Below are 11861 nucleotides of genomic sequence, written 5' to 3' on the forward strand. Positions count from 1 at the left end.
CTCGGATTCGGATGGACGACAGGGTGCGGCAGGTCGTGCCTACCATGCCCCCGCAAGAGTACGACGGATCGCCGTCGGCGCATACTCACAGCCCGGCCCGCCGTGCGCGGCGGGCCCTGCCCACCGCCCGCGGCGGCCCAGGCTCACTGCTCGCCGAAGCGGACGATCTTGACGAACTCGTCCGTGTCCAGCGAGGCACCGCCGACCAGGGCGCCGTCGATGTCCTCCTGCGCCATGATCTCGGCGACGTTGCCCGACTTCACCGAGCCGCCGTACTGGATGCGCACCTGGTCGGCGACCTCCTGCGAGTACAGCTCGGCAAGCTTGCCGCGGATGGCGCCGCAGACCTCCTGGGCCTCCGCCGCTCCGCAGACCTTGCCGGTGCCGATGGCCCAGACGGGCTCGTAGGCGATCACGATCGACTCGGCCTGCTCGGCCGGGAGGTCCTTCAGACCCCCCTCGACCTGGGCGAGCGTGTGCGTGACGTGGTTGCCCGCGTCACGGACGTCCAGTTCCTCGCCGACGCACAGGATCGGGGTCAGGCCGTGCTTGTAGGCGGCCTTGACCTTGGCGTTCACCAGCTCGTCGGTCTCGTTGTGGTACTGCCGGCGCTCGGAGTGGCCGATCACCACATAGGTGCACTTCAGCTTGGCCAGCATCGGGCCCGAGATCTCGCCGGTGTAGGCGCCCGAGTCGTGCGCCGAGACGTCCTGGGCGCCGTACTTGATCTTGAGCTTGTCACCGTCGACCAGCGTCTGCACGGAGCGCAGGTCGGTGAAGGGCGGCAGGACGGCGACCTCGACGGCGTCGTAGTCCTTGTCGGCCAGGGCGAAGGCGAGCTTCTGGACGTGCGCGATGGCCTCGAGGTGGTTGAGGTTCATCTTCCAGTTGCCCGCCATCAGCGGCGTGCGCGTGCTCATACGGTTTCAGTCCTCCAGTGCGGCGAGGCCGGGGAGCGTCTTGCCCTCGAGGTATTCGAGGGAGGCGCCGCCGCCGGTCGAGATGTGGCCGAATGCCGACTCGTCGAAGCCCAGCGTACGGACGGCGGCGGCGGAGTCGCCGCCGCCCACGACGGTGAAGCCGTCCGAGTCGACCAGGGCCTGGGCGACCGCCCTGGTGCCCTCGGCGAAGTCGGGGTGCTCGAAGACGCCCATCGGGCCGTTCCAGAAGACGGTGGCGGCGTCGGCGAGCTTCGCGGCGTACAGCTTGCGGGACTCCGGGCCGATGTCCAGGCCGAGCTGGTCGGCCGGCATGGCGTCCGCGGCGACCGCGGTGGGGTGGACCGGGGCCTTGGCCTTCAGGTCCGGGAATTCGGGCGAGACCAGCGCGTCCACCGGCAGGACCAGCTCGACGCCGGTCTTCTCGGCGCGCTCGATGTACTCCAGGACGACCGGGAGCTGGTCCTCCTGCACGAGGGACTTGCCGATCTCGTGGCCCTGGGCCTTGAGGAAGGTGTACGCCATGCCGCCGCCGATGAGCAGGCGGTCGGCCCGGCCGAGCAACTCGTCGATGACGGCGAGCTTGTCGGAGACCTTGGCGCCGCCGAGCGCGACGACGTAGGGCCGCCGGACGTCCTCGGTGAGCTTCCTCAGGACGCCGACCTCGGTGGTGATGAGGTAGCCGGCGTAGTGCGGGAGGCGGGCCGGCAGGTCGTAGACGGAGGCGTGCTTGCGGTGCACGGCGCCGAATCCGTCGCCGACGTAGACGTCCGCGAGGGCGGCGAGCCGGTCGGCGAACTCGCCGCGCTCGGTGTCGTCCTTGGCCGTCTCGCCGGGGTTGAACCGCAGGTTCTCGATGACCGCGACCTGGCCGGGCTGCAGACCGTCCACGGCGTCGTGGGCGGCCGGGCCGACGGTGTCCTGGGCGAACGCCACGGGCGCGCCAAGGAGTTCGCCGAGCCGCTCGGCGGCGGGCAGCAGCGAGAAGGCCGGGTCCGGGGCGCCCTTGGGGCGGCCCAGGTGCGAGGCGACGACCACCTTGGCGCCGGCCTCGGCGAGGGCCTTGACGGTGGGCAGGACGGCGCGGATGCGGCCGTCGTCGGTGATGACACCGTCGGCCAGCGGCACGTTGAGGTCGGCGCGGACGAAGACCCGCTTGCCGTCCACGCCTTCGGAGAGAAGTTCGTCGATCGTCTTCATTGGGTTGGGACTCCTGAAGAGGGGGCTCTTGATCGTACGAGGGCTGATCGATCCGCACGTGGGCGGGTTGTGGTCGTTCGGCCCGCTGTACGTGCGTCAGGGCTCGGACGGCGCGTCGCGCGCCGCCCGAGCCCTGCACTCACATCGAGGTGCCTGCCCTGCCGCTCAGAGCTGGTTGCCGACGAAGACCGTGAGGTCGACGAGGCGGTTGGAGTAGCCCCACTCGTTGTCGTACCAGCCGATGACCTTCACGTTCCTGCCGTCCTGAACCATGGTCAGGGAGGAGTCGAACGTGCAGGACGCCGGGGCGTTGACGATGTCCGAGGAGACGATCGGGTCCTCGGTGTAGTCCAGGAGGCCCTTCAGCTCGCCCTCGGCGGCCTTCTGGAAGGCGGCGTTGACCTCTTCCTTGGTGACCTCGCGGGAGAGCTCGATGACGAGGTCGGTGACCGAGCCGGTGGGCACCGGGACGCGCATGGCGATGCCGTCCAGCTTGCCCTTGAGCTGCGGCAGGACCAGGGCGGTGGCCTTGGCGGCGCCGGTGGTGGTCGGGATGATGTTCTCGGCGGCGGCACGGGCGCGGCGCAGGTCCTTGTGCGGGAAGTCCAGGATGCGCTGGTCGTTCGTGTACGCGTGCACGGTGGTCATCAGACCCTTGACGATGCCGAAGTTCTCGTCGAGGACCTTCGCCATCGGCGCCACGCAGTTGGTGGTGCAGGAGGCGTTGGAGATGACGTGGTGGTTGGCCGGGTCGTACTGGTCCTGGTTGACGCCCATCACGATGGTGACGTCTTCGTTCTTCGCCGGGGCGGAGATGATGACCTTCTTGGCGCCGCCGGCGATGTGCTTCTCGGCGTCTTCCTTCTTGGTGAAGATGCCGGTGGACTCGATGACGATGTCGACGCCGAGTTCACCCCAGGGGATGTCGGCGGGGTTGCGCTCGGACAGCACCTTGATGGTGTGGCCGTCGACGGTGATGGTGTCGGCGGTGTGGGAGACCTCCTGCTTGAGGCGGCCCAGGATGGTGTCGTACTTCAGCAGGTGAGCGGTGGTCGCGGTGTCACCCAGGTCATTGACAGCCACGATCTCGATGTCCGCACCCTGCTCAAGGAGCGCGCGGAAGTAGTTACGACCGATGCGGCCAAAGCCGTTGATGCCTACGCGGATCGTCACGAACCGATCTCCTCGTTGGTACGCCGGTTTCGACGCCGGCGAGCTGTATTGGGATGTCCCCGACCACCCACGACCCTACCCCTCCAAGGCCCCCGAAGTGACATCCGGACGCGTCCTGGACAGCTCGGCTTCGCCAAAGGTCCGAACCCCTCGCCCAGGTCGCCTGGATCACCCGATTTCGCTATGGATTGCCCATACCAATTGACCACGTTGGTCACTCGTTCGTGAGCCCCCCAGCTCACTTGTGAAATACCCCGATCTCCATCCAATCCGGACTTCCGGCAAACCGGGCAATTGCCCCACGGGGCCGTCACGACCGCAGGCTGCGCCCGTCGCCCCGTCCACGCCTCGGCATCTCGTCCCGCGACGGTCCCGTGCCGCTCGGCGCGGCCTGTCAAGCACGACGTCGACCGGCGTCGACGGCCCGGAGTCGGTCACTGTCGGTAGTCCCCGCGTAAAACCGAGCGGCCACCACCGGCCAACCAGCATCGGCTGGTTGGCCGGTGGTGGCCGGTCGGGGTGCGGTGAGCGGGCGGTCGGCCCGTGGCGGTCAGCCCGCCAGGTTGTCCGCCAGGTCCTCGGACAGGTTCGCCTCGGTGCCGGGGATGCCGAGGTCGGAGGCCCGCTTGTCGGCCATGGCCAGCAGGCGGCGGATCCGGCCCGCGACGGCGTCCTTGGTCAGCGGGGGGTCGGCGAGGGCGCCGAGCTCTTCCAGGGAGGCCTGCTTGTGCTCCATGCGCAGGCGCCCCGCGGCGGCGAGGTGCTCGGGGACGTCGTCGGCGAGGATCTCCAGCGCCCGGGCCACCCGCGCACCGGCCGCGACGGCCGCGCGCGCCGACCGGCGCAGGTTGGCGTCGTCGAAGTTGGCGAGGCGGTTGGCCGTGGCGCGGACCTCGCGGCGCATCCGCCGCTCCTCCCAGGCGAGCACGGACTCGTGGGCGCCCAGACGGGTCAGCAGGGCCCCGATCGCGTCGCCGTCGCGGACCACCACCCGGTCCACGCCCCGCACCTCGCGGGCCTTCGCGGCGATGGACAGCCGACGCGCGGCACCGACCAGCGCGAGCGCCGCCTCCGGGCCCGGGCAGGTCACCTCCAGGGAGGAGGAGCGCCCCGGCTCGGTGAGCGAGCCGTGGGCCAGGAAGGCACCACGCCAGGCGGCCTCGGCGTCACAGGTGGCCCCCGAGACCACCTGCGGCGGCAGACCGCGGATCGGCCGGCCCCGACCGTCGACCAGACCGGTCTGACGGGCCAGCTGGTCGCCGCCCGCGACGACCCGCACGACGTAGCGCGAGCCGCGGCGCAGCCCGCCCGGCGCCATCACGATCAGCTCGGAGCTGTGACCGAAGATCTCCAGGATGTCCCGCTTCAGGCGCCGCGCAGCCATGGCGGTGTCCAGCTCCGCCTCGATCACGATCCGCCCGCTGACCAGGTGGAGGCCGCCGGCGAACCGCAGAAGGGCGGATACCTCCGCCTTCCTGCAGCAGGTCCGGGTGACGGGGAGCCGGGAGATCTCGTCCTTCACCGCTGCCGTCATCGCCATGGGCCGATCCTTCCATGCATCCGAAAAATACGGTCGTACGCGGCGGCCAGCAGCTCCGGGTCGTGCCGCGGAGTTCCGTCCCTCCGGGCCACCGGCGCGAGCTCGACCGCGGCGCCGAACCGCTTGGCGGCCTCGGTGAGCACGTCGCGGTCGGGCACGGCGGCCTCGTCGGCCAGCACCACGTCCAGGGCGAGTTTAGGGGCGTGTCGTCCCAAAACCTCCAAATGACGCTGCGGGGAGAAGCCCTCGGTTTCTCCCGGCTGCGGCGCGAGGTTCAAGGACAGGACCCGGCGCGCCCTGGTCTCGGTGAGCGCGTCGAGCAGCTCGGGCACCAGCAGGTGCGGGATGACCGAGGAGAACCAGGAGCCGGGTCCGAGTACCACCCAGTCCGCGTCCAGGACGGCGTCGACGGCCTCGGGCACGGCGGGCGGGTCGTGCGGCACCAGGTGCACGGACTGCACCTCGCCCGGGGTGAGCGCGACGGTGGCCTGCCCGCGCACGGTGTCGACGTCCTCGGGCCGCTCCGGGTCGTGCCCCTTGACCAGCGCCTGGAGCTCCAGGGGCACGGCGGACATGGGCAGCACGCGCCCGTGCGCGCCCAGCAGCTTGCCCACCAGGTCAAGGGCCTGGACGTGGTCGCCGAGCTGCTCCCACAGGGCGACGATCAGCAGGTTGCCCACCGCGTGGTCGTGCAGGTCGCCCTGGGAGGTGAAACGGTGCTGGATCACCCGGGCCCAGGTCTGGCCCCAGTCGTCGTCACCGCACAGCGCGGCCAGCGCCTTGCGCAGGTCGCCGGGCGGCAGCACGCCCAGTTCATCGCGCAGGCGCCCGCTGGAGCCCCCGTCGTCGGCCACGGTGACGACGGCGGTGAGGTCGCCGGTGATCCGGCGCAGCGCCGCGAGCGAGGCGGACAGGCCCATGCCGCCGCCGAGTGCGACCACCTTGGGCTGGGCGCCGCGGCGGCGCGGCCGGCCGCCCCGGGACTCGGCCGGGCGTCCCGCGCGCGCAGCGAGCGCCTGCCGCGCCGAACGCCCCTCCGGCACCACCCGGCGCAGGCCGCTCAGCCGCGGAGTACGTCCTCTCACTCGCGCCCCATGTCCCGGTGGACGACGACGGTCTCCACGCCCTCGGCCGCGAGCCGCGCGGCGAGCTTCTCCGACACGGCCACCGAGCGGTGCTTGCCGCCCGTGCAGCCGATCGCGATGGTCACGTACCGCTTGCCCTCGCGCCGGTAGCCGGCCGAGACGAGCCGCAGCAGCTCGGCGTAGCGGTCGAGGAACTCCTTGGCGCCGGGCTGGTTGAAGACGTAGGCGGCGACCTCGTCGTGCAGACCGGTGTACGGGCGCAGTTCGGGCACCCAGTGCGGGTTGGGCAGGAACCGCATGTCGGCGACCAGGTCGGCGTCGACCGGCAGGCCGTACTTGAAGCCGAACGACATCACGGTGGCCCGCAGTTCGGGCTCCTCCTCGCCGGCGAACTGGGCGTCCATCTTGGCCCGCAGTTCGTGCACGTTGAGGCTGGAGGTGTCGATCACCAGGTCGGCGTCGCCGCGCAGTTCGCGCAGCAGCTCGCGCTCGGCGGCGATGCCGTCGACGATGCGGCCGTCGCCCTGGAGCGGGTGGGGCCTGCGCACCGACTCGAAGCGTCGCACCAGGGCCTCTTCGGAGGACTCCAGGAACACGATCCGGCGGGTGACGTTCTTGGCCTCCAGGCCGGCCAGGGACTCGCGCAGGTTGTCGAAGAAGCGGCGGCCGCGGACGTCGACGACGACCGCGATGCGGGCCACGTTGCCCTGCGAGCGGGCACCGAGTTCCACCATGGTGGGGATCAGGGCCGGCGGCAGGTTGTCGACGACGAACCAGCCGAGGTCCTCCAGACACTTGGCGGCCGTGGACCGGCCGGCCCCGGACATGCCGGAGATGATCACCAGCTCGGGGATGGCCGTGTCGGGGACGCCGGCCGTGTCGATGCCCGTACTCACCTGTGCTCCGTTTTCCGTGGACGCGCGCTCGGGCTGTTCCTCGCGCGGTCCTTCATGGGACTGATCTCGCTCGGCGCTTCGCCGTGCGTCGTGCTCGGTCATGTCTCCTGCCCCCGTCGGTCGTCCGGGACGCTCGTGGGCACGGGCGTCTCCGCGTCACCCGCGGTCGTCGCCGCTGGCGCTTCTTCCACGTCTTCCATGATCTCTCCAGTCGCCGTGTTGACGGCGGGTCCGGCCGGGACCGCCTGGGCGAGGGCCGCGGCGATGGTCTCGGCCGTTTTTCGGCCTATACCGGGTACCCCGCAGATCTGGTCGATTGTCGCGGACCGCAGCCGCTTCACCGAGCCGAAATGCTTGATCAGCGCCTGTTTGCGTGTCTCTCCGAGGCCCGGCACGTCGTCCAGGGGCCCGGCCCGGAAGCGCTTGGCCCGTCTGGTGCGCTGGTAGGTGATCGCGAACCGGTGGGCCTCGTCGCGCACCCGCTGCAGCAGGTACAGGCCCTCGCTGCTGCGGGGCAGGACCACCGGGTCGTCCTCGCCGGGCAGCCAGATCTCCTCCAGGCGCTTGGCCAGTCCGCACACGGCGATGTCGTCGATGCCGAGTTCGTCCAGGGCCCGCTGGGCGGCCGCCACCTGGGGCTGCCCGCCGTCGACGACGACGAGCTGGGGCGGATAGGCGAAGCGCTTGGGGCGGCCGTCGTCCTCGACGAGGGCGTCGACCGGGCCCTCGGGTGCGCCGTCGAGCGAACCGTCGGGCGATCCCGCGGGCGATCCGTTCACGGGGACGTCCTCGCCGTCGGCCCACTCGCCGGTCTTCTCCTTCTCGGCGAGGTAGCGCCTGAACCGGCGGGTGATCACCTCGTGCATGGAGCGGACGTCGTCCTGGCCCTCGCCGTGCCAGAGCCGTGTGTCCCCGGCGCGGCCCTTGATCTGGAAGCGGCGGTACTCGCTCTTGCGCTGGAGGCCGTCCTCGAAGACGACCATGGAGGCCACCACGTCGTCGCCCTGGAGGTGGGAGATGTCGTAGCACTCGATCCGGAGGGGGGCGCTGTCCAGGTCGAGGGCCTCGGCGATCTCCTCCAGGGCACGCGAGCGCGTGGTGAGGTCGGAGGCGCGCCTGGTCTTGTGCAGGACGAGCCCCTGCTGGGCGTTGCGCTGCACGGTCTCCATGAGGGCCTTCTTGTCGCCGCGCTGCGGGATGCGCAGCGAGACGTTCGACCCGCGGCGCTCGGCGAGCCACTCCTGGACCGGTTCGACCGGGTCGGGCAGGGCCGGGACGAGGACCTCCTTGGGCACGGCGTCCCCGCTCTCCTCGCCGTACAGCTGCTGCAGGGCGTGCTCGACGAGGGCGCCGGTGGTGACGTCCTCCACCTTGTCGGTCACCCAGCCGCGCTGGCCGCGCACCCGCCCGCCGCGCACGTGGAAGATCTGCACCGCGGCCTCCAGCTCGTCCTCGGCGACGGCGATGAGGTCGGCGTCGGTCGCGTCGGCGAGCACGACCGCGCTCTTTTCCATGGCCTTCCTCAGGGCCTCGATGTCGTCGCGCAGGCGGGCGGCCCGCTCGTACTCCATCTCCTCGGCCGCCTCCGTCATCTGCTTCTCCAGGCGGCGCAGATACGTGCCGGTGCGGCCGGCCATGAAGTCGCTGAAGTCCTCGGCCAGTTCGCGGTGCTCCTCGGCGGAGACGCGGCCGACGCAGGGCGCGGAGCACTTGCCGATGTAGCCCAGCAGGCAGGGGCGGCCGGTGCGGGCGGCGTTCTTGAAGACACCGGCCGAGCAGGTGCGCACCGGGAAGACGCGCAGCAGCAGGTCGACGGTGTCGCGGATGGCCCACGCGTGCCCGTACGGACCGAAGTAGCGCACGCCTTTCTTCTTGTGGCCGCGCATCACCTGCACGCGGGGGAACTCCTCGTTCATCGTCACCGCGAGGTACGGGTAGCTCTTGTCGTCGCGGTACTTGACGTTGAACCGGGGGTCGAACTCCTTGATCCAGGAGTACTCCAGCTGCAGCGCCTCGACCTCCGTGGACACCACCGTCCACTCCACGGACGCGGCCGTGGTGACCATGCTGCGCGTGCGCGGGTGGAGGTTCGCGAGGTCCTGGAAGTAGTTCGCCAGGCGCTGCCGCAGGCTCTTGGCCTTTCCGACGTAGATGACCCGGCGGTGCTCGTCACGGAAGCGGTAGACCCCGGGACAGTCCGGGACGTCTCCCGGCTTGGGGCGGTAGCTGGAGGGGTCGGCCATGACTCAACCCTACTGTCGGGCGCTGACACCGCGGCGGCCCTCCACCACCTCGGCCGCGGCGCGCCCCGGCCGGGGGTGCCTCCTCGGCCGGGAACGCACGCCTGTCGGTCTCAGGTGTTGTCGGGACTTGGTCAACACGCTTCAATGCGGGGGAACTCGGGGCCGTGAACGACGGCGTCCGGATGTGCAGAGCCCTGCCTTCGCGCGGGGCGGCCCCGACGACCCGCGTGGAGGGTCCGCCGAGCCGCCCGCACCTTCACAGAAAGGCCCGCGCATGCCCCACGCCACACAGCAGGCGGAGGTCGCCACCGCGGAACTGGACACGGCCCTGCGGGGCGGCCCCTTCCATGTGGCGCTGCGCGCCGCGATCGCCGCCCGCGGACTGCCGTTGCAGCGTGTGCAGCACCATCTGACGCGCTACGGGGTGAAGGTCGGCGTCACCAGTCTCAGCTACTGGCAGCAGGGCGCCCGGCGCCCGCAGCGCCCGGAGTCGCTGCGGGCGGTACGGGCGCTGGAGGAGATCCTGCGGCTGCCGGACGAGTCGCTGATCCGGCTGCTGGCGGAGGCCGACGAGCACGTGCCGGCCGGGCGGCCCGCCGTCCGTTCCTACCGCTCCCTGGTCCGGGCCTCGGACGTGCTGCGCGGGCTGCTGGCGGAGCTGGACTGCCCGCCCGGCGGCGGGCCGCACGTGCTCGGACACCACGAGCGGGTGCTGATCGGGGCGCGGCGCGAGCTCGCGGGCCGCGAGTCCGAGCACATCGTGCGCGCCCACCGGGACGGCGTGGACCGTTTCGTGGCCGTCCACCACGGCGATCCGGGGTGCGCGCCGGAGCGGATGACCGTGCACGCCCTGGAGAACTGCCGCACCGGACGGATACGCCGGCACCACGACACCGGGGTGCTGGTCGTCGAGCTGCTCTTCGACACCCGGCTGCGGGCCGGTGACACGTTCCTGTTCCGGCACGGCGTGGAGGACGGAACGGCCGGGACGACGTGCGAGTACGTCCGGGAGTTCGCCTCCCCCGGCAGCCAGTACGCGCTTCAGGTGCGGTTCGACGCCGGCGCCCTGCCGGTGCGCTGCCACCGGTTCACCCAGGCGTCGGCGGCGGCTCCGCGCAGCGGCCGCCGGGAGCTGCCGGTGAGCGAGCGGCACCGCTCGGTGCACCTGGTGGAGCCGCGTGTCCGGTCCGGGACCGTGGGGCTCGGCTGGGAATGGGAGTGAGCGGGGAGCGATCGGCCCGGGCGGGCGGCGGCCCGCCGTCAGGCGCCGGGTCCGGCCACCAGCCTGCCGCCCTCGGCACGCACGGGCAGCGCGGGCAGCGGGGTACTGGCCGGGGAGCGCACGACCTCGCCGGTCGTGGCGTCGAACTCGCTGCCGTGGCAGGGACAGATCAGCTTCGTACCCTCGAGCTTGTTGATCGGGCACTGCGCGTGCGTGCAGATCGTGCTGAAGGCCTTCAGGGCGCCGTCCGCGTCACGGCTGACCACCACGTTGTGGTCCCGGTACAGCTTGGCGCCGCCCTCGGGGACCTCGCTCTCGGCGCCGAGGTCGACCGGCGCGGTGGGCGTGGCCGGGGCCGTGGTGCCGCCGCCGATCGGTCCGCAGGCGGTGAGCCCGAGCGCGACGGCGGGGGTGAGGGCCGCTCCCCGCAGGATCGTGCGGCGGCTCGCGGAGGGGCGGCCGGACATGAGGTCCTCCACTGGTCAAGGGGCTGGACAGGGCCGACGATACCCACCGGGTCCGGACCGGGCGGGGGCGGGTCGGGCGGACGCCGAGGACCCGGGCCGGCGTTTTACCTCCGGCGCGCAATGGGATAGCTTCCCGGCCCGAGCTGTCCGAGAGAGGAACCGACTCGTGATCGTCGTCGCCGGTGAGGCCCTGATCGACCTGGTACCGCGGGAGAGGGGCGCCCTCGCGGACCTCCAACCGGCGCTCGGTGGCGGCCCGTACAACACGGCCGTCGCGCTGGGCCGCCTCGGCTCGCCCACCGCCTTCTGCTCCCGTACGTCGTACGACGCCTTCGGCGAGGCCCTGCTCGACGGACTGCGGGGGGCCGGGGTGGACGTGTCCGGGGTGGAGCGCGGCACCGAGCCGACCACGCTTGCCGTCGCCACGGTCGGCGCCGACGGTTCCGCCGCGTACTCGTTCTACGTGGACGGCACCGCCGACCGTCTGTTCACGGCGCCCGCCGCGCTCCCCGCCGGAACCCGCGCGGTGTCCTTCGGTACCTGCTCGCTGGTGCTGGAGCCGGGCGCGAGCGCCTACGAGGAGCTGATGCGGACGGCGTCCTCGCAGGGTGTGTTCACCGCGCTGGACCCGAACATCCGCCCCGGACTGATAGCGGACGCGGACGCCTACCGGGCGCGCTTCGCGAGCTGGCTGCCCTCGGTGTCGCTGCTGAAGCTCTCCGAGGAGGACGCGGGCTGGCTGGGCGGCACTCCGCACGAGTGGCTGGCCGCCGGGCCCTCTGCGGTGGTGATCACCCACGGCGGCGACGGGCTCACCGCGTACACCCGGGACGGCGCGGAGCACTCCGTGCCGGGCGAGAAGATCGATGTCGTCGACACCATCGGCGCGGGCGACACCGTGAACGCGGCCCTGCTGCACGGACTGTCCGTCCAGGACGCCCTGTCCCCCGAGGCCCTGGCGGACCTCGGCGCCACGGGCTGGACCCGGCTTCTGCGGTTCGCGGCCCGCGCAGCGGCGATCACCTGCTCGCGGGCGGGAGCGGAGCCGCCGTACGCGTCGGAGGTCGGCGCACCGTAGCCCAGGACGCCGGGCCTTC

General features: G+C 71.8%; 10 protein-coding genes. 2 read left to right on the forward strand and 8 right to left on the reverse strand.

The features are described from left to right. Positions 1-143 precede the first annotated feature (143 nt). The 7 genes from tpiA to uvrC all read right to left on the reverse strand — a co-directional run bounded on the left by tpiA (position 144) and on the right by uvrC (position 9075). Positions 144-920, reverse strand: coding sequence for a triose-phosphate isomerase (gene tpiA, locus ACIP4X_RS00835; protein WP_358732666.1), 777 nt, complete (start codon positions 918-920; stop codon positions 144-146). A gap of 6 nt (positions 921-926) precedes the next feature. Next, positions 927-2138 (reverse strand): phosphoglycerate kinase, encoded by a 1212-nt coding sequence (locus tag ACIP4X_RS00840; protein ID WP_391453650.1) that lies wholly within the window; start codon positions 2136-2138, stop codon positions 927-929. A gap of 165 nt (positions 2139-2303) precedes the next feature. Beyond that, entirely contained in the window at positions 2304-3311 is a 1008-nt protein-coding gene (gap, locus tag ACIP4X_RS00845) for a type I glyceraldehyde-3-phosphate dehydrogenase (protein WP_358732670.1), read from the reverse strand. Between the two features lie 550 nt (positions 3312-3861). After that, on the reverse strand, positions 3862-4851 hold the full coding sequence (gene whiA / locus ACIP4X_RS00850; RefSeq protein ID WP_326802010.1) for a DNA-binding protein WhiA: 990 nt from the start codon (positions 4849-4851) through the stop codon (positions 3862-3864). Continuing rightward, complete coding sequence (gene yvcK, locus ACIP4X_RS00855; RefSeq protein WP_358732671.1) at positions 4842-5936, reverse strand: uridine diphosphate-N-acetylglucosamine-binding protein YvcK; 1095 nt, start codon at positions 5934-5936, stop codon at positions 4842-4844. Before yvcK ends, whiA begins: the two co-directional genes overlap by 10 nt. Beyond that, positions 5933-6934: an RNase adapter RapZ gene (gene rapZ, locus ACIP4X_RS00860; RefSeq protein WP_401345983.1), complete on the reverse strand. Its 1002-nt coding sequence runs from the start codon at positions 6932-6934 to the stop codon at positions 5933-5935. The genes yvcK and rapZ overlap by 4 nt, the downstream gene beginning before the upstream one ends. Then, complete coding sequence (gene uvrC / locus ACIP4X_RS00865; RefSeq protein ID WP_401345984.1) at positions 6931-9075, reverse strand: excinuclease ABC subunit UvrC; 2145 nt, start codon at positions 9073-9075, stop codon at positions 6931-6933. The genes rapZ and uvrC overlap by 4 nt, the downstream gene beginning before the upstream one ends. 274 nt (positions 9076-9349) lie before the next feature. On the opposite strand from uvrC, the gene ACIP4X_RS00870 reads away from it, so the two are divergent. Continuing rightward, complete coding sequence (locus ACIP4X_RS00870) at positions 9350-10297, forward strand: hypothetical protein (protein ID WP_391453644.1); 948 nt, start codon at positions 9350-9352, stop codon at positions 10295-10297. Positions 10298-10335: 38 nt separating this feature from the next. On the opposite strand, the gene ACIP4X_RS00875 is transcribed toward ACIP4X_RS00870, so the two are convergent. Further along, entirely contained in the window at positions 10336-10764 is a 429-nt protein-coding gene (locus ACIP4X_RS00875) for a Rieske (2Fe-2S) protein (protein WP_401345987.1), read from the reverse strand. 166 nt (positions 10765-10930) lie between these two features. Here ACIP4X_RS00875 and ACIP4X_RS00880 point away from each other — a divergent pair, with 166 nt between their 5' ends. Beyond that, a complete protein-coding gene (locus ACIP4X_RS00880) occupies positions 10931-11842 on the forward strand; it encodes a carbohydrate kinase (protein WP_358732676.1) in 912 nt (303 codons plus the stop codon). Positions 11843-11861 lie beyond the last annotated feature (19 nt).

Origin of the sequence: Streptomyces sp. NPDC088817 (assembly GCF_044750345.1) — a bacterium.
Lineage (GTDB): Bacteria > Actinomycetota > Actinomycetes > Streptomycetales > Streptomycetaceae > Streptomyces.